At 36.2% G+C, this 17,325-nt stretch carries 15 protein-coding genes; 2 read left to right on the top strand and 13 right to left on the bottom strand.

The features are described 5' to 3' along the window. Positions 1-13 precede the first annotated feature (13 nt). The 3 genes from ACOEN1_RS09085 to ACOEN1_RS09075 form a co-directional block, all read right to left on the bottom strand. Entirely contained in the window at positions 14-2,368 is a 2,355-nt protein-coding gene (locus tag ACOEN1_RS09085) for an FtsX-like permease family protein (protein WP_422486576.1), read from the bottom strand. 330 nt (positions 2,369-2,698) lie between these two features. Further along, the gene (locus ACOEN1_RS09080) at positions 2,699-4,093 is read right to left on the bottom strand and encodes a flavocytochrome c (protein WP_422486575.1); all 1,395 of its coding nucleotides are present in this window, start codon (positions 4,091-4,093) and stop codon (positions 2,699-2,701) included. A 51-nt stretch (positions 4,094-4,144) separates the two neighbouring features. Then, a complete protein-coding gene (locus ACOEN1_RS09075; RefSeq protein WP_422486574.1) occupies positions 4,145-4,996 on the bottom strand; it encodes a CPBP family intramembrane glutamic endopeptidase in 852 nt (283 codons plus the stop codon). A gap of 347 nt (positions 4,997-5,343) precedes the next feature. On the opposite strand from ACOEN1_RS09075, the gene ACOEN1_RS09070 reads away from it, so the two are divergent. After that, the gene (locus ACOEN1_RS09070; protein WP_422486573.1) at positions 5,344-7,083 is read left to right on the top strand and encodes an ATP-binding cassette domain-containing protein; all 1,740 of its coding nucleotides are present in this window, start codon (positions 5,344-5,346) and stop codon (positions 7,081-7,083) included. Positions 7,084-7,341: 258 nt separating this feature from the next. On the opposite strand, the gene ACOEN1_RS09065 is transcribed toward ACOEN1_RS09070, so the two are convergent. After that, entirely contained in the window at positions 7,342-7,968 is a 627-nt protein-coding gene (locus ACOEN1_RS09065) for a general stress protein (RefSeq protein WP_422486572.1), read from the bottom strand. A gap of 121 nt (positions 7,969-8,089) precedes the next feature. Then, positions 8,090-8,314, bottom strand: a complete 225-nt coding sequence (locus ACOEN1_RS09060; RefSeq protein WP_422486571.1) for a DUF1328 domain-containing protein — start codon at positions 8,312-8,314, stop codon at positions 8,090-8,092. Between the two features lie 183 nt (positions 8,315-8,497). On the opposite strand from ACOEN1_RS09060, the gene ACOEN1_RS09055 reads away from it, so the two are divergent. Further along, positions 8,498-9,631 (top strand): PAS domain S-box protein, encoded by a 1,134-nt coding sequence (locus ACOEN1_RS09055; RefSeq protein ID WP_422486570.1) that lies wholly within the window; start codon positions 8,498-8,500, stop codon positions 9,629-9,631. Between the two features lie 250 nt (positions 9,632-9,881). Here the strand turns inward: ACOEN1_RS09055 and ACOEN1_RS09050 are convergent, their stop codons facing one another. From ACOEN1_RS09050 to ACOEN1_RS09015, 8 genes are all read right to left on the bottom strand, one after another. Continuing rightward, positions 9,882-10,040, bottom strand: a complete 159-nt coding sequence (locus tag ACOEN1_RS09050) for a hypothetical protein (RefSeq protein ID WP_422486569.1) — start codon at positions 10,038-10,040, stop codon at positions 9,882-9,884. Between the two features lie 72 nt (positions 10,041-10,112). Further along, a complete protein-coding gene (locus ACOEN1_RS09045) occupies positions 10,113-10,766 on the bottom strand; it encodes a hypothetical protein (protein ID WP_422486568.1) in 654 nt (217 codons plus the stop codon). A gap of 214 nt (positions 10,767-10,980) precedes the next feature. Further along, positions 10,981-12,216: a PQQ-dependent sugar dehydrogenase gene (locus ACOEN1_RS09040; protein ID WP_422486567.1), complete on the bottom strand. Its 1,236-nt coding sequence runs from the start codon at positions 12,214-12,216 to the stop codon at positions 10,981-10,983. A gap of 153 nt (positions 12,217-12,369) precedes the next feature. Then, a complete protein-coding gene (locus tag ACOEN1_RS09035) occupies positions 12,370-13,224 on the bottom strand; it encodes an SDR family oxidoreductase (protein WP_422486566.1) in 855 nt (284 codons plus the stop codon). Between the two features lie 82 nt (positions 13,225-13,306). Next, positions 13,307-14,230 carry a tocopherol cyclase family protein gene (locus ACOEN1_RS09030; RefSeq protein ID WP_422486565.1) on the bottom strand — a complete coding sequence of 308 codons (924 nt, stop codon included), beginning with the start codon at positions 14,228-14,230 and terminating at the stop codon, positions 13,307-13,309. 199 nt (positions 14,231-14,429) lie between these two features. Next, positions 14,430-15,314 carry a glycine betaine ABC transporter substrate-binding protein gene (locus ACOEN1_RS09025; RefSeq protein ID WP_422486564.1) on the bottom strand — a complete coding sequence of 295 codons (885 nt, stop codon included), beginning with the start codon at positions 15,312-15,314 and terminating at the stop codon, positions 14,430-14,432. Between the two features lie 21 nt (positions 15,315-15,335). Beyond that, entirely contained in the window at positions 15,336-15,998 is a 663-nt protein-coding gene (locus ACOEN1_RS09020; RefSeq protein WP_422486563.1) for an ABC transporter permease, read from the bottom strand. Positions 15,999-16,012: 14 nt separating this feature from the next. Continuing rightward, positions 16,013-17,155 carry an ABC transporter ATP-binding protein gene (locus ACOEN1_RS09015; RefSeq protein ID WP_422486562.1) on the bottom strand — a complete coding sequence of 381 codons (1,143 nt, stop codon included), beginning with the start codon at positions 17,153-17,155 and terminating at the stop codon, positions 16,013-16,015. Positions 17,156-17,325 lie beyond the last annotated feature (170 nt).

The raw sequence follows: 17,325 nt of genomic DNA, 5'->3' as shown, positions 1-17,325 counted from the left end.
CTCCTCAATTTTTCTATTCATTAATAATAGAAATAATATTGTATCTTTTTATTATCCTCAAAACGATCCATGTTGACAAAAGTATTAACACCAACAACAGCAATGGAATCAACATGTATTGAACTAATGGATCGACAATTAACTCAACCTTTTGAACACCAAGCCCCGAAATGCTCAACACTAGATTAACTATCCTTTCTCCAAATACCCCCGTTAAAATTACACCTGTAAAGATTCCAGCTATGGCAACAAACCCAATTTTGATCAAGTACTGTTTTTTAATATCTCTTTCGGTAAACCCTAAAGCCTTCAAGATTGCGATTTCCGACAAATCTCTTGCCAAACGCAGTCTTAGAAAGAGCACAGTAATTAGCATTACTAAACATGCTCCTATAATAATGATTAGCAAAACAATAGTCTTAAGCTGTACTACAACCCCTCCCAGAGTCTGGTTGATAAACTCCTCCATTGGGGCTACCGCTACCCCAGGTCCAATGATATCAGACCATTCATCTGCGGTTTTTTCAACTTCAGCATTCTCCTTAAGGTTAACAGAAAAAGAATATTTTTCGCTTTTCATTTCTGAAAAATCATATTTTGATTTAGCTGTGTATCCACCGCTGGTAACATCCTGATATACTCCAGAAATAATAAACACCTTCTGTTTGTCATTATATAGAAGCACCAGCTCATCACCCACGTTTTTTCCTATTTCATTGTTGTTGAGGTAGGAAATGGCAATTTCATTTTCTGCATTAGGTGCCTCTCCGCTAATATACTTTAACTCATTCCCCGAGTTATCACCACTGTCTATATGCATATTCATAGGTCGATTTTCAGCATCGGTGGTCTGAACACGTACCCTTCTGTATTCATAATAGCTTTCAATTGAATCATCATTCTCCAGGACTTGTATTACTTTGCCGTAGTTGGCTTCAAGATCTTCCCCATTTTCAACTTCAATCAGGATATCCTCCAGTGAGCTTCCCATATAGGTAATAAACTCGGATGACTCAAATGTATTCATCAGATTAACAGGAACCATAATCATCAATACTGCAATAAGAACAACTGTAAATACTACTATCCAGTTTCTAAACTTGTAGAAAACCTCTCTGATTGCCATCAACCAGTTAATGGGAAGCTTCGTTGATTTATGTAGACCATCTCTTACATGACCCTTATCCTTATCAAATCCCTTTCCTTTAACTAATGCATCCACAACAGTAACTCTTTTAATTTTCTTTAGCACTTTATTGCAGTAATAGTTTATCAGTAAAAAAACAAATATTCCAACAGCAAGTGATACTACTATTGCTAAAGGAGACATGCTCATATTTCCAAATGTAGTCCTGATATGACCTGTAAACACATCACTAGTCAGTAATGCTATTATATATCCCATAATTACAGCTATTACCGCTAATATCCTGTACTTGATTAGATAAATATTCCTGATATCGGTAAATTGAAGTCCAATAGCTTTCATTGTACCTATTTCTGAGACTTCTTCTTCCAAGGCAGCCATTATTGTAAACTTGACGCAGATAAAAGAGACAATGATCAACAGTATGCTTACCAGAAGCAAGACAAACACAGTTGTAATATCGGTTATTGCACTTAATAAAAAAATCATTGCATAGGTTACTGCCTGTCCATTCTGTGGAAGTCCTGCATTCTCATAAGCTGTTTGAAAATCCGAAGCCTCTTTTGAATCTGTGAAATAGGCCTCTATAAGATATTCATTTTCGCCGACTTGACCATTAAGCATATCAAAATCGTCATCACTTAACAGTATTCTTGTTGAAGAGACCATAGGGGAGTTCATCTGTGAGTCCAGAATGAATTCCTTGATAATAAACTCCTTTTGGATATCATCAAAGGTCAGAACGACTTGATTGCCGATTTCCATATCATACATTTCCTTCAAAAGTACTGGAATTCCGATTTCCCCTTCATCCATAACTACTCTTTTATGATCGAAATCAACAAGCAAATCCTTGGTTTCGTTCTGCTTTACCAGACCAATTCCAAGACGGTTATCAGAAAGATCATATGTATCATTATTGCCAAAAACACTAATAGATTCCCCGTTTATATTAATCATTGTTACCGTCTGAAAGTAGGTTAGCCCTTCATAGTTTGATGCGAACTCATCTACTCTATCCTGATTGATTTCTCCCTTATGCATCTGAAGAAAATGAGGTGGCTGAGCTTTCTCATATAATCCGGAAATTGATGCAAAGGTTTGTACTCCCATTATCACAGATAGGATGGCCAGTCCTGCTGAAAACATCATAAATAGAAGCAAGGCAAGATTAATAACTTTATTCCTTTTAAAATCATTTTTCACAATTAACCAGTTCATACCCAATCTCCAATCCCTTGAATTTTTTTGAAGATTTTTCAATATCAAACCGGATATTACCCAATCAATGAGACTTGAGAGCGCATGGTATTATCGAGCAAATGAAACAATACCACTAACCAGTTACAGATATAATACCATAATAAAATGTTAATGTTTAGCAATTTAAATTGGTATTTTACTCTATATCCAATTCCATCTTTATAAAAGAATTCTTCGCTTGAATCATTCTCCCGGTACAATGAAGACTTTTTCTTAGAAGAAAAACAATTCCCAGAAAATATTGAACTAGTATCTTCTGGAAATTGTTTTATTCTGCTTGTGAACTGCTTATATATTCTTTCCGGCTATCCTTCCAAATACAATGCATTCTGTAATAGCGCAGCTAGCTAAACGACTGGCTCCATGAACACCTCCAACAACTTCACCTGCTGCATATAGTCCAGAAATTGAGTTTCTATTAAAATCCAACACCTGTGCTCTCTCGTTGATTAATAGACCTCCCATAGTGAAATGGACTTTAGGCCATAGACGCATGGCGTAAAAAGGTTTTTTCTCGATTGGAGAGGCTTCATCCACTATCGGTTTCTGAAAATCTTCATCTATACCTTCTTGAACAAAATCGTTATATCTGCATATTGATGCTTGGAAGGCTTCGGAATCTATATCATAATATGCTGACAGTTCATCTATGGAGTCAAATGTCTTAACCACATTATTTTGAATAGCTTTGGATATATCCCAGCCAGCAGTTTTAACGGCTTTATCATCAGCGATGCCAACACACGGATGCCCTATATCCAAAATGGAATCAGCAGATTGTTTTCGATCTCCAAATTCATTCATAAACCTTTTCCCAGTATTGGGATCCACTACTATACCGTATTGAAAAAGAATATAGTCCGCAAATAATGGCCCATGACCAAAACCAATCTCGTCTGGTGATGCCCAGGCACCTAGCTGAATTTTAGATAGCTGAACCGATGCAGCTCCAATGCTTAGAGCCGCTTTTAAAACCTCTGCAGTAGCAAACGGCTTATTGGTAGTTTGGATCTTTTCATCCAGTCTTGGGTCTTGAATAGATCTGAATTCTACATCTGCCCCATATCCTCCAGAAGCGATAACGATTCCCCTTTGAGTTCGAATTTTAGTAGGGGAGCCTGTATCAGTCTTATAATCATAATCTAGTAAGACATCCCCTCCAACAACTTTCCCTTGTTCATCTATGATTATGGATCTAAAAGAAGTGCTGTAGAGAATGGGAATATCTAATTCATTGATTTTTTTCAACATCTTTTTAAGAATAGTTCCCCCTGTAATACCTTCTGGTGTATAACACCTGGCGACGCTATGACCTCCAAATTTATCAACTCGGTCCAAATATGGGACCTTGAGAACATCTATGGTCCATGCTAGAGCACCTTTTGCATTGGATACAAAGGCATCCAACAGTTTGGGATGATTTAACCCAAGGCCTGCTTTTAGCATATCATCATACATCATTTGTTCACTGTCTTCAATTCCCCACTTTTCTTGAAATTTTGTATCAGGAGCTGCAATCCCTCCATCGCTAATAATGGAATTACCACCTGCTTTTTTCATTTTCTCGATGACAACTACCTTTTTTCCAGCTTCAGCTGCTTCAATTGCTGCAGTCAATCCAGCAAAGCCACTACCAACAACAAGTACATCCACTTGTTTATTCCAATGATTTTTCTTTTCCATTATAATCTCCATTCTATGTACTAGAGGATTAACTTACAATTTAAATTTACTTCATATTGCCCAATTCTTTTTAAAATGATAGACAATCAATACAGTAAATAAGAACATCATCAGGATGATACTTATTCCCCCTGCTGTGTTTGTCAGGATAGTAACCATACCATGAGAAAAGTTAGCCATTGCATGGAACAATAAAACTGCCAATATGCTTTTTCCTGTTTTTATATATAAAAGTGTAATCATAATTGATAACATAACAGTGTACATCGTATACCCTGCTAGTGCTAATGGAATTCCATAGGCATCTGTAAGGCTGTATTGTGTTGAATCGACAATGAAAAATTTAGGAAGATGCCAAACTGCCCATATCATTCCCATGACTATACCTGCTTTAATGGGTTCATATCTTTGCAACAATCGTGGAAGAACATATCCTCTCCAACCAATCTCTTCACCTGCTGGTCCTTGAGCAATAACAAAAAAAACTACCAGAGGAATCACTTGCCATACTTCAGGATATATAACAGGAAGGAGAATTGACTCAAATTCCAAACCCACAGTAACATACGCTATTAAGTAAGAAGCTATCATAATAGCTGGCATCAAAAAAAGAGCAAACATGTACCAAGGAAACGAAAACTTCACCTTTGTCAATTGATTAGTCAGTTTTGAAAGACCTGCTCTACCTTCTACTGAGAATATAAAAATCAATCCAAGTATAGATGGCATGAAATTACCAATCCTTACAAATAACTGTTCTGGTAATGACACATCAATTTCATAGACATTAAGTAATGCCGGAAGCCAAAGCAACCAAGATAGAAAATATGTAATACTCAAGAATAATATTATTCCAGAACCTCTATCTTTATTTCTGCTATTATAATCCCTATTATTAATCATATTTGCTTAACACTCTTCCTTCCAAAACAATATTCTATTTAAAACAACTATAAAGATTCTTTGATTTATCAGAATAGATGTAGCTTTGTCTAGATTTTAACATTTAGCATCTTTTCTTTCAACAAAATGTTCAATTCCAGCTTGACTCTTGAGTAATTATGCTTATTTTCATTTTGCATATTGTCAACTCTCTTCATGGAAATGATTGATATTAATCCCAAAAAATGGTATGCTGAGTTGTTAAACCAAATATTATTGTTACTGCATTTCAGTAGCTTTGATATGAAAGATAGTATGTTAAAGAACTTATATTCCAAGTTTTTTAGTAGATAAAGAGAGGTAATAATATGTTAAAAGTTGATAAACTGTCGTACTCATTCCCACAAAAAGATCTCTACAAAGAGATTTCATTTGAATTGGAAGATGGCCAACACTGTGCCTTTATTGGCTCAAGTGGCATTGGGAAAAGTACGCTCATAGATATAATCATGGATCCGGAAAGATACATGTTCGATGGCACTCTGGAAATGAACCCAAATTCAAGAATTGGATATGTTAGTCAGTTTTCACAGCTGGACAACACTCAGCAAATTAGTGTTTTTGAGTATATTGCAGAAAAATACATTAAGTTGCAAAATGAAATAGATGCAATTTTTACTAAGATGGAAACTTCCTCGGATATAGATTCCTTATTGGAAGAATATCAAAATGTTCTAGACACCTTTAATGCAATAGGTGGAGATGATTATGAAAATGTCATTGATAAAAAGCTTAATCTCGCCAATCTGAATAAGCATAGGGATAAATTGGTTTCTGAACTTAGTGGTGGTGAATTCAAACTAATTCAAGTAATCAAGGAAATGCTAAACAGTCCAGATCTTGTAATTATGGATGAGCCAGATGTATTCCTGGATTATGAAAACCTAGTTTCCTTAAAAGAACTGATTAATTCTCACAAGGGGATATTGCTAATTATTACGCACAATAGATATCTCTTGAATCACTGTTTCAATAAGATATTACATCTTGAAAATATGGAGATTCAAGAATTCGATGGTAGATACATTGATTATAACTTCGAGTTGCTTCAAACGAAAATTGAGTTACAAGAACTGGCTTCCATAGACGATGCAGAAATTGAGCGAAACAGTATCCTAATAGAGAGACTGCAATTTATGGCAAATCAAAATGCCGAAGCTGCAAAAGGGAAATCTGTAAATGCAAGGGTAAAGATTCAGGAAAGACTAAAAGCGCGAAGAATCAAGGCCCCATTTGTAGCCATTCAACAACCGAATATTGCTTTTGATATTGATCATGAAATAGAAGTTATGACTGTTCTTGAAGTTAATAATTATAGTGTTTCCTTTGACGATGTACTACTTGAGGATGTCAACTTCGAGATAAAATCTACTGATAAGGTAGCTATTATTGGTGCAAATGGTACCGGAAAAACAACATTATTGAGAGATGTATTTAAAAACAACAATGATGCTATAAAAATTGATCCCGAGGCTAAAGTTGCTTATCTCTCTCAACTTCAAGGAGAGATGTTGAATGAATCCAATACAATAGCTGATGAATTCTTTGACGCAGGATTTAAATCTTATGATGATATTAAATCGAGTATTTCAAACTATGGTCTTGATGAAGAAATTATTGATCAAAAGATAGAGTCGTTATCAGGTGGAGAAAAGAATATGCTGCAATTGGCTAAGATTGCTGCAAGCAATGCAACATTTTTGCTCCTAGATGAGCCTACAAGTCATCTGGACACATATTTTCAAATTGCATTGGAAAAAGCCCTTCAAGACTATAAAGGTGCAATTCTAATGATTTCTCATGACTACTATACAATTGTAAATTCCATGGATTATGTTTTGATCATTGAGGACAATACAATTAGAAAAACTAGTATTAAGAAATTTAGAAAGATGATTTATAGCAAACATTTTGATAGAAACTATTTAGAAATTGAACAAAAGAAAAAATCCATTGAAACTGAAATTGAACTGGCTTTAAAAGATAATAATTTTGAACACGCAAAACTATTATCAGAAGAACTAGAAGAGGTTATAAAATTGCTATAAATAAGAAAAAAAGTTCCACTTTAGCTATAAAGCATCCCAAATACTAGAAAATCTATTATTTGGGGTGCTTTTATTAGTAAAACCCTTATGTTTTCAAAAGTCTAATTAGATATTTCATTCATATTAAATTATATTAGAATCTAACCTTAAATAGAGCAAACCCTCGAAAATGCTATAATACCGCAGTTCCAAGAGTTTATTTCATAGAATGCTCCAAAATAATCTCAATATAGCTCAATAATTTATTCTAAGCTATCCTTACCAGTTTCGCCCGCCAACAAGGGTGTTGTTCTGTCTAAAGGCCATATATGCATCATCACGCAGGTCTTCTCTATTTTCAACAAGTATCAGAATTTTCCCCTCTTCCACCAGATATTCATAATTCTTGGCATCCTCTTCATCAACGCCCAATTCAACCAAGGCGCCTATCAGTCCACCAGTTACACTACCTGCAACTATACCACCCAGTACTCCTGCAATCGGACCTGCAGCAAGTATAGGCCCAATTCCGGGTACAGTAACTAGGCCCAATGCAGGTAATGCTGCATAAAGACCGCCTAACGTTCCACCAATTGCAGCTCCTCCAGCGACTTTTTCAGTAAAGCCCTGGGCTTCAACATCGACATCTACTTCATCCTCTATTCGCTCAAGTTTCTCGTCATCCTTCACTACCAAAGTTATTTCATCCTCACGATATCCAGATTCCTTTAAACGTTTAATAACTTCTACAGCTTCCTCTACCATTCCGAATACACCTACCAGAACTTTACCGTCTCTGGTTTCCTTTGTTTCTCTACTTACCTTGTTATCAACTTCAGCTTCTCTGTCTCTATAAACTGTATCTTTCTCAACACGATTACCATCTTTTCCAATTTGATCTTTCATTTTTTCCTCCTTTTAAAACCTATACTCAAGTTAATAAATTTCTCCCAAAGCCTCTGACTTCAAATTAAGAAGATTAGCTTCCTTGCTTTTTTCTCTTAACTGTACCCACTAACTAATAAAATCAACTAATTCGTCGCGCAGCTATGATTCCGGCGACTAATGTTATGATAAAGAGTATCACAAAGATATAAAAGAGAATTTTTGCAATCTCAATAGCTACACCTGCTACTCCGATAAATCCGAAGAACGCTGCAATGAGAGCTATGATAAAAAACACTGCCGACCATTTAAGCATATGCTTCACCCTTTCATATGATGAATTTAAATCCAGTAATACTGATCCCATATATAATATTGATGCCCGCAATATGAAATTGCTAAACAGGAAGTAGATTGGCAAGAGTTATGTAATTTGGTAAAATCAGTTCGATATGAATACTGGCCCATATTGCTTGTAGTCTGCTAAAGTGATATGATAATTATAACTATATCATCTAATACCAGTCACTCACGAATTGGAGGAGTTATCATGAATAGCAAAAAAAGCACGTCAAATAGAACACATTATCGCGGCGCAGATGATTTTTTGCCAGATCGTTTACTAAGATTGAGTGTTCCTGGTACGCTTTCGAGATTGCAGGAAATCGACAATGAACTTGCTGAACAAATTAGTGATCTCAAATTACAAAACGATGAGTTGCAGCAGGCAAGAACGGACTTGGAATTACTTCTTGAACAGTACTCCAATCTTTATGATTCTGCTCCCGTTGGCTATATAACCCTGAACAGAAGTGGCCATATTTTGCATGTTAACTCAGCTGGTGCACGTTTGTTCAGAGTTGAACGTCCCCTTCTGATAAACCAGCATTTCCAAAAATTTATGTCTTCTAAGTCTAGGTCTGAATTTACCATTTTCCTGGAAAATGTATACAAGGACCACTCCCAACAAATCTTCGAATTCGAGCTGCAAAGACCGGAAGATACTATTATTGTCCATATGGAGGCACGTGAAAACAAGGAAGGTGATACATGTATTGCCGCTCTAATAGATGTGACAGAAGAGGAACAGGCGAAAATGCTTCGCAAAGAAGAGCACACCTACCGCACGATATATGAAAACATAACACATGGCATTGTTCTTTGTGACCGTGATGGTAAAATTATATCAGCTAACCAAGCTGCTGAAACCATTATTGGTCTAACTTTGAATCAAATGGAAAAAAAGAGATTGGTAGACTTTTTTTCAAATCCCATCCATGAGGATGGACAAGCTTTTTCGGAAAAAACACTACCCTTTATGAAAATCCTCAATTCAAATGAAGTGATGCAAGGACTTACAATGGGTTACATGCCAATTAACTCAACGTATTATACTTGGATTGTTGTCTCAGCAATGGCAATCTCAATGCCTGATGAAGATGACGTTCAATTCTTGATTAGTTTTAATGATATCACGGCACAGAAGAATTTGGTGCTATACAATAAGCTCACGTCAAGAGAGAAGCAAGTATTTCAAATGCTGGTTAGAGGTTACGGTCGCAAGGAAATCTCTGAAAACTTGGATATATCGACAAAAACTGTAGATAAGCACAGAGAAAACCTAATGGAAAAGTTAAAGATGTATTCACCTGATGAGCTTATGGATTATTCCAAGAAGTTATAGCTTAAGAAACGATTTGAATTTTTACAAATCACACAAATAAAACCCGCAGATTAAGTATTCAACTGTTCTGCGGGCTTTTCTACAACATCATTTCTTTTTAATTAATACTCACTACATTTTAGAATATAAAATTTAGTATAAACATAACAACAACTACCACACCAACAATATAAAAAATTGAATTCATAACTCGTATCCCCCTTTACTTACCTATCACTAATTTCCAATATCCATATTCAACCAGATAGTGCTACGACATGTTGAATATCTTAATATTCGAATCGTCGTTGTCTATCAAAACTTCATCGTTATGCATTGTTTTTTCCTTGTAATTTGATTTATTGAATATTTTCATGAAGTAATCATCTTCGGTCTCTTGATTTGAATTTTTATTGTGTTCCAAAATCATATGATACCCCCTCTCCATAGTTTCCACTATTTTGGTAGCTATATATTAATTGCTCTGAATGTCGGGTCATCTTTAATTCACCGCTCCAACCTGCAATAATATTTCGTCAAGCTTGGAATGTTCCAATTTGATAAATTCATATTCAGTTGGAGCATCAATTGAAATAGAAACAAAACTAACAAAAACCTCAGGCAACTGATTATTGATTTCTCCATGATAGTAATTCATATAGTAGAGATCATCCATACCCGTCTCGGGTCCAAAATCTGGAGTCCCTACAACATTAATAATCTCTTGAAAATGCATTCCAACTGTAGCCCCTAATACCTCTCGACCTGGTCCCAAAATAACGCTGTTAACAATTATGTTTTTGTTCCCCATAGATTCAGGAGAAGAGAATCGTATGAACCCTTTATCATGCTTATATAGAATATATTGATGTGGACCAAAAGCTTCACTATAGCCTTTCTCATCTGGCACCCCTAACAATTTAGTTATCTCAATGAAGTCTCTTCCAAGCAGGCCCAATATGGAATCATTTTCTAACAGATAAGCTATTGGGTGTGCATTATATTCCGCTTTACTCAATTGTCCAGATTCTGCTTCAACTCCAGAATTTGAACCCATTAGGACAAAGGACAACAAAAGAATCAATAATAGCAAATGAAATGTATACTTCTTCTGAGTACTAGCAGCTGTGATACTATTTATACTTTTTATCATCATGAGTCTTCATCTCCTTTGTTAACAACCTCTACTGATCAATCCATACTTTTCTATACTGAGTGTATCAAATAAATTGCGTAGAATACTATTAGCACATATCGACTCCAAACTTTTAATTTCATCACATAACGAATCCCCCCAAATTGACCTTTCAGCTAACTTGCGGGGATTCTTTTATCCCATAACAATCATTCTACTCTCTTGTTTATTTGGCTTATTCCGTCGATGGAAATACAGGCGTTACTTTTAAGACCAAATCATCATTTTCTCCTGGAACGCCTCTTCCATCTCTGTTATTCGTAGCCACATATAATGAATCTTCATGATAGACAACAGTTCTAATTCGCCCATAGTCTCGGAAAAGGTCCTCTTGTCTGACAAAACTTCCCTCATCATCTACATCAACTCTCATAATCATATTGCCTCTTAAGCCAGCTACGAACAGAGGGGATTCATCAAGGTTATCCCACGGAAGAAATGCTATCCCAGAAGGAGCCAATGTGAAGTCAGAATAGCAGGATACAGGATCCTCATACTGTGATCCCCCATCAGCACAGGTCACATTTGGCCATCCGTAATTTCCACCTGGTATAATCCTGTTTACCTCGTCCTGACTACTGGGTCCATGGTCACTCGCAAACAAGTCTCCACTAACAGGATGCCATGCCAAACCTTGCGGGTTGCGCAATCCATAGGCAAATACGGGACTGTCCTCAAAAGGATTGTCCTCGGGAATGCTCCCATCAGCATTAAGTCTTAGAATCTTTCCTGCAAGAGAGTCCACATCCTGTGAAAGCTCTGGAACCTGTGAATCACCTGTGGTAACATATAGCTTTTGATCGGGCCCAAATTTAATTCTTCCACCATTGTGAAATCTTGATCCTGGAATCCTGTCAAGAATATATGTCTCATCTACCAGAGTGTCTTCTTCAAGTGTAAATCTCGATACCCTGTTGAGTATTTGATTCCCCTCACTGTAGGTGTAGTAGAGGAATATGTGATTGTTAGCATCAAAATCAGGGCTCTTTTCAATACCCAGGAGACCACCTTCTCCAATGTGCTCAACACCCTGGACCCCGTAAATCTCTCCCTTATCCAGAATAAGGACTCTTCCTGGTCTCTCTGTCACTAGAAAACTTCCATCACTTAGTGGCAATATTTCCCAAGGAATCTCCAAACCCTCTCCTATTACTTCTATTTCATAGGTTAGTTCCTCTGTGGAAAACATGACCTCTTCTTCACCCTCTGAACTCTCAATGACCTCCTCTTCAACTACAGGCTCCTCTGCTTCCTCTTGATCACCATCTTCAACCATCTCCTCCTCCCTTGAATCAGGATTGTAATCCGGTGCAAAAATGGTTCGGGCTAATAGAAAATCCAGTCCTCCCATTTGCCAAAACGCTATTAATAAAACTGCTACTATGATCAATACCATCCATTTCTTACTCATTGATGTATTCCCCCTTGCATCATGTTCTTTTTTCAATACGCAGCAGTGATAAACTGGTCTACACTTTACTTTTACCACAGCATACATTTATATAAACAATCCATGATGTGACTCATTCGGTTGAACTCAATGCAAACAAAAATAGATGCCAATTTACATAAAGCGATTTATGTTATCCTCAGCAAATTCTTTGAAGGTTCTTGGTTCTTGCCCTGTTAACCGTTGAAACTCATCTGTTACTACTTTCGCTGTGCCCATTCTTGTCATAAAATAAAGCGCAATGGTTACATTTACATACTTCTTATCCAAACCTCTAATCTTTATATAATAATTTCGATACTTCAAAAACCTAGGTTTTACATATTTAATTCTTCTTTTTGTAACTTCGCTCAAGATTTCTGCTATTTCAAAATAATCTAGGGACTCTGGACCTGTTATGGTATAGGTAGAGTTCTTATATTTCTCAGGTTCATGTAACACAGTTGCTATGGATAATCCAATATCTGCTGCATCTATAAAGCTTGTCTTGCTATTACCGGCTGGTATAAATATTTCATCCTTCTCTTTTATTTCTGCAGAGTGGATTCCAGACAAGTTTTGCATGAAAAATCCCGGTCTTATATGAGAATAAGGTATCCCTGAGTTTTCAATAAATTTCTCAATTTTATGATGTGGTGGTATCGGATTATTTTCAACTCCCATCAAAGAAAGAAATGATACCAGCTTAATACCCTGTTCCTTCATGTAGTCTATAAACGGATATAATTCCTCAGGTTTTCCAAGATGAGGTGGTCTCATTAAGAATACCCTGTCAACATTCACCAGTGCACTCTCAAATGTCTTAGGCTTTGTAAAATCAAGTATTGTACTCTCGATTCTATCACCATAAAGTTTTTCAAGCTTACTTTTATCGGTACCAGCAACAACTATTTCTTCATCCAATTTCAGCAACTCTTGTGCAACATATTTACCAACATTTCCAGATGCTCCAGTTACGAGAATTTTCATTTTCTTCTCCTTTAGTTTATTCGTCATAATACAATCGAATTTTGATATATGGTTTAATGATTAACGATAATTGTTTTTAGTTCTACAAATTATAGTGTACATCGATGGAAGCTCTTTTACTGGATAGTTCAACAAAATTCCTACCCTCAATTTCAAGGATAAGTTCAAGCGTTCCATCCAGAGATTCCTTGATATGAGATTTCATCTCCCCGTTATCCGGCGAAGCCAATTCTACAGCATTAGTCTGTTTTGCATTAATCTTCAAACGAGTGTGCTTCTTCTTGATAGTGGCACTAAATGAATCATCTGAAACTTTGAAATTCATCAATTTGCTGCCTTCAATACTACTGAAGCGGTACTCCTTGCCTTCATGATGGAGAACAAGAAAAAATCCCTTTGCATATTTTCCAAACACGGGAACAGTAGCATAACTAAACACAACAGAGCTGTTATCCCAATCATTGGCTTGAACCCAGACATATTCTTTTGGAAAGCTAGTACCCCAATCCTTTTCAATATAACCATCTGCATCCTCAATTGTCCATGACTGATTTCCAATCATAAGTTCTCCGGATACCTTATGGTTCATACTGATGATTGAATGATTGCACTCATTTGGGAAATAAGTGAGCCATCCCATAATATTAGGTTTTAGAAAAGATTTTTTAATCGGGGATAAACTGCTGAATTGAAAATCTCCCCTTAAAAAAATTCCGTCCATTTCAAAATCCAAAATCATGCCTGATTGAGATAGCTCATTATTGCCGATTTGAAGAACAAAGGGATCTTCTTTCCAATTCAATTCTTCTATTGGATAGGATATGTATGTGGTATCGTGCTTTAAGCTATCTTGGAACTGGATAAAAGCATGTTTTGTCTCTCTGTGGGTCGAATATCCCCAGATGATGGACAGCAATAACCCATTTTTTGGATCATCAACTTTGCAAAACCACCCCTCAAAAGCATCTTTTTTATCCAATCCAACCATAATTCCAAATTGCTTCACAATTAGCCAACTCCTTTTAAATATAAGCAACGGTGAATCACCGTTACGGTTTTATATTTTATAATCTAGTATCATTATAAACCAGCCACAAAAATAAAAGTAGCTCCAAGTCAACAAAGGAGAGGGGATTGATAAAACCCCCAACCCTAATTATGACAAAGAGCTTAAAATAAATATGAATATCTGAATTTATATTCTGTTAAATTAAACCTTTTTCTGTTAAAAATTCTTCTGCAACTACTTCAGGATCCATTCCCTCTTCTCCTACTTTGTAGTTAAGTTCCTGCATTTCTTCATCCGTTAATACTCCTCCCAGAAGATTAAGAGCTTCAACAACTTCCGGATAGTTGTTGTATAAATCTTCTGTTACTACAGGTGCAGCAAAATAAGGTGGGAAAAACTGCTTATCATCTTCAAGAACCTTAAGATCATAAACTAAAATTTTACCATCTGTACTGAAGGCATCAATTACATCTGCCTTTCCTTCTTCCACTACATTATATCTTAGTCCTGGATCTAGAGCTATGACATCCTTAAACTCAAATCCACCGTAGAATTCTTGAACTCCAGGTAGTCCGTCTTCACGTTCTATAAACTCCATTACAGCACCCAATACAAGTTCGTCAGATACTTCAGTCAAATCTGATATGGTTTCTAAATTGTATTCTTCTGCAACTTCCGGAAGAACGCTAAATGTATAAGTATTGTTGAATCCCATTTCATTCAACCAGTACAGATTTAATTCTTCTTCAAAATTCTGTTTAACATAGTCGTAAACCTCTTGGGGATCATTTAACTCAGACTCTCCCAAAAGTGCTGCATATGCCGTTCCAGTATATTCTCCGTAAACATCTACTTCTTCAGCCTTTAAAGCTCCAAATACTATACTGGTGGAACCAAATTCCGTAACGTTTGTTTCATAGTCTGTTTTCGCTTCTATAATTTTTGAAAACAGTTGGCCAACGATCCTTTGTTCTGTATAATTTTTGTGTCCAATCTCTATAACTTTTTCGCTCTCACCACATCCTGTAAGTGTTCCGATAGCTAATATCATAATCATGCTAAATAATACAATTCTCCTCATAGCTAATTTACCTCCTATTCATTACTTGATCTTATCCTTCTGACTTGTAATTCCTTTAGGTGTCAATTTTGTTTCAAACATTCCCAATAACTTATCTACAGATATAGCAAGGAGTGCGGTCGGTATTGCTCCAGCCAGTACCATGTTGTTGCTTGCCATGCTTATTCCTTTGAAAATCATTTCACCAAGTCCTCCAGCTCCAATCAAAGCTGCTATTGTAGCTGTTCCTATGTTGATAACCGTAGATATTCTTATCCCTCCCATAATTACAGGTAGAGCCAATGGTATTTCAACCTTGGTCAATATCTGTTTACCAGTCATACCCATTCCACGTCCTGCATCAATAATTGCTTCTTCCACACTGTTAATACCTATGAATGTATTTTTAATTATTGGTAAGAGAGCGTAGAGAAAAAGAACGAAGACCGAAGGAACGTATCCTGTTCCTAATAGTGGTATGATCAGACCAAACAGTGCCAATGATGGTATTGTTTGAAATATATTTGCTACTCCTAATACTGGTGAACGCATACTCCTATTCTTACTTATTAAGATTCCTACAGGAACTCCCAAGAATATAGCCAGTATGACTGCTAATCCGGTAATCTGTATGTGCTGTATAGTCAAGTCTATAAGTTCATCGGATCTTGAAGCTATAAACTGAAAAAAATTTACATCCCTCATCTAAATCAACCCCCTTATTGACTTTCTTCTTCGCCAACAACAGCTTTTGTAATAAGATTTAATATAGAAGCAGTTGTTATCATACCGATTAAGTTACCGTCATCATCTAAAACCGGCAGATTTCGAGCACTCTTATCTTCCATGATTTTTAAAACATCGGTCATTTTTGCATCATGTTGTATAGTTATGAATTCCCTGTTGCATATATCAGCCATCTTGACATTATTGCTTCCCTGCTTCCTTAGATTATCTCTGGTAATATATCCAATTGGAGGCTGGGGTTTACTGGTTTCTTTTTCCACAATAAATATAAATTCCATGTCCTTCTCTTTCATAACTTCTATTACTTGAGCCGGAGTTCGTTTCTGTCCTATAGTAACCAGGGTCTTGTGCATAATATCCTCAGCACGAAGCATTTCAGGTGACTTCCAAAGTCTATCTTTTCCTACAAAATACTCTACAAAGTCATTTGCAGGATTCTTTAGGATTTCTTCAGGTGTGTCGTACTGAAGTATTTTTCCATCTTTCATAACAGCAATCTTATCTCCGATTTTTAATGCTTCATCCATATCATGAGTTACAAATACAATTGTTTTTCCAAGGTCATCCTGAAGTCTTAAAAGCTCTTTTTGCAGCTGTTCTCTTGTAACTGGATCCAATGCGCTGAATGGTTCGTCCATAAGTATAATGTCAGGGTTTACTGCCAAAGCTCTAGCAACACCTATACGCTGTTGTTGACCACCGGATAATTCATGAGGATATCTGTCATAATATTCCTCTGGTGGTAGGTCTACAACATTAAGCAATTCATAGGCTCGGTCCTTTCTTTTTTGCTTGTCCCATCCCTTAAGTTCTGGAATTATCTCTATGTTCTTGCCTACGGTAAGATGAGGCATTAAGCCAACCTTCTGTATTACATATCCCAACTGCCTCCTTAGTTCTATTTTGCTCATTTTGGTATAATCTTCTCCGTCTATCATAATTGTTCCACCAGTTGGTTCGTTAAGTCTATTTATCATCCTCAAAGTTGTAGTTTTCCCGCATCCAGATTCACCAATCAGAACAACAATCTCTCCCTTATTTATCTTCAAATTAAGGTTTTCTATAACGTTAATTTTACCATCGTATGATTTGGTTATATTTACAAGTTCAATCAATTTAAAAACCTCCTTCTTTGTTAAAGTTAATGTGTAAATGCCTTATGGATTTGTCTGAACATTCTAAATTTGCTCATCTATATATTTACTATACCCAAGTTTGAGGACTTATGTCAAATTTGAAACATCTTTTCACTTAATCCAGGATTCCTTGAAATATGGTTCAAATT

Origin of the sequence: Gudongella sp. DL1XJH-153 (assembly GCF_049310905.1) — a bacterium.
Classification (GTDB): domain Bacteria; phylum Bacillota; class Clostridia; order Tissierellales; family Tissierellaceae; genus Gudongella.
This window is presented reverse-complemented; position numbering and strand designations above follow the sequence as displayed.

Excerpts from the sequence above, each read along its gene's own strand:
- ACOEN1_RS09085 (WP_422486576.1), bottom strand. The coding sequence starts at position 2,368 with ATGAACTGGTTAATTGTGAAAAATGATTTTAAAAGGAATAAAGTTATT.
- ACOEN1_RS09080 (WP_422486575.1), bottom strand. The coding sequence starts at position 4,093 with ATGGAAAAGAAAAATCATTGGAATAAACAAGTGGATGTACTTGTTGTT.
- ACOEN1_RS09075 (WP_422486574.1), bottom strand. The coding sequence starts at position 4,996 with ATGATTAATAATAGGGATTATAATAGCAGAAATAAAGATAGAGGTTCT.
- ACOEN1_RS09070 (WP_422486573.1), top strand. The coding sequence starts at position 5,344 with ATGTTAAAAGTTGATAAACTGTCGTACTCATTCCCACAAAAAGATCTC.
- ACOEN1_RS09065 (WP_422486572.1), bottom strand. The coding sequence starts at position 7,968 with ATGAAAGATCAAATTGGAAAAGATGGTAATCGTGTTGAGAAAGATACA.
- ACOEN1_RS09060 (WP_422486571.1), bottom strand. The coding sequence starts at position 8,314 with ATGGGATCAGTATTACTGGATTTAAATTCATCATATGAAAGGGTGAAG.
- ACOEN1_RS09055 (WP_422486570.1), top strand. The coding sequence starts at position 8,498 with ATGAATAGCAAAAAAAGCACGTCAAATAGAACACATTATCGCGGCGCA.
- ACOEN1_RS09050 (WP_422486569.1), bottom strand. The coding sequence starts at position 10,040 with ATGATTTTGGAACACAATAAAAATTCAAATCAAGAGACCGAAGATGAT.
- ACOEN1_RS09045 (WP_422486568.1), bottom strand. The coding sequence starts at position 10,766 with ATGATGATAAAAAGTATAAATAGTATCACAGCTGCTAGTACTCAGAAG.
- ACOEN1_RS09040 (WP_422486567.1), bottom strand. The coding sequence starts at position 12,216 with ATGAGTAAGAAATGGATGGTATTGATCATAGTAGCAGTTTTATTAATA.
- ACOEN1_RS09035 (WP_422486566.1), bottom strand. The coding sequence starts at position 13,224 with ATGAAAATTCTCGTAACTGGAGCATCTGGAAATGTTGGTAAATATGTT.
- ACOEN1_RS09025 (WP_422486564.1), bottom strand. The coding sequence starts at position 15,314 with ATGAGGAGAATTGTATTATTTAGCATGATTATGATATTAGCTATCGGA.
- ACOEN1_RS09020 (WP_422486563.1), bottom strand. The coding sequence starts at position 15,998 with ATGAGGGATGTAAATTTTTTTCAGTTTATAGCTTCAAGATCCGATGAA.